This is a genomic window from Micromonospora aridisoli (assembly GCF_056150025.1).
The window spans coordinates 1-514 of sequence record NZ_JAXCFK010000189.1; the positions used below are offsets into that span (position 1 = coordinate 1).

At 69.3% G+C, this 514-nt stretch carries 1 protein-coding gene; it reads right to left on the bottom strand.

Annotated elements, in window-relative coordinates; translation table 11 throughout:
* Positions 1-514 (bottom strand): tryptophan--tRNA ligase (locus SM447_RS30040; RefSeq protein ID WP_474576232.1); only part of this gene is annotated, 514 nt, incomplete at both ends.

Consider the following 514-nt stretch of genomic DNA (forward strand, 5'->3'; position numbering starts at 1 on the left):
TCGGTGCGGCCACCGCGCGGGCCTTCTCGGCGCCGGTCGCGAGCAGCTTGTCCAGCTGGGCCGGGTCGTCCAGGTAGCCGCGGGTGCGCTCCTGGATCGGGCGGACGAACTCAGCCACCACCTCGGCCAGGTCCTTCTTGAGGTCGCCGTAGCCCTTGCCGGCGTACGCGGCGACCAGGTCGTCGATGTCGCGACCGGCGAGCGCCGAGTAGATCGTGAGCAGGTTGGACACGCCCGGCTTGCCCTCGGCGTCGAAGACGATCTCCCGGCCGGTGTCGGTGACCGCCGAGCGGATCTTCTTGGCCGTGCGCGCCGGATCTTCCAGCAGGTCGATGATGCCGGCCGGTGAGGACGACGACTTCGACATCTTCGCGGTCGGTTCCTGCAGGTCGGTGATCTTCGCGGTGTCCTTCACGATGTGCGGCGCGGGCACCGTGAAGGTCTTGCCGAACAGCGAGTTGAACCGCTGCGCCAGGTCGCGGGAGAGCTCCAGGTGCTGCCGCTGGTCCTCGCC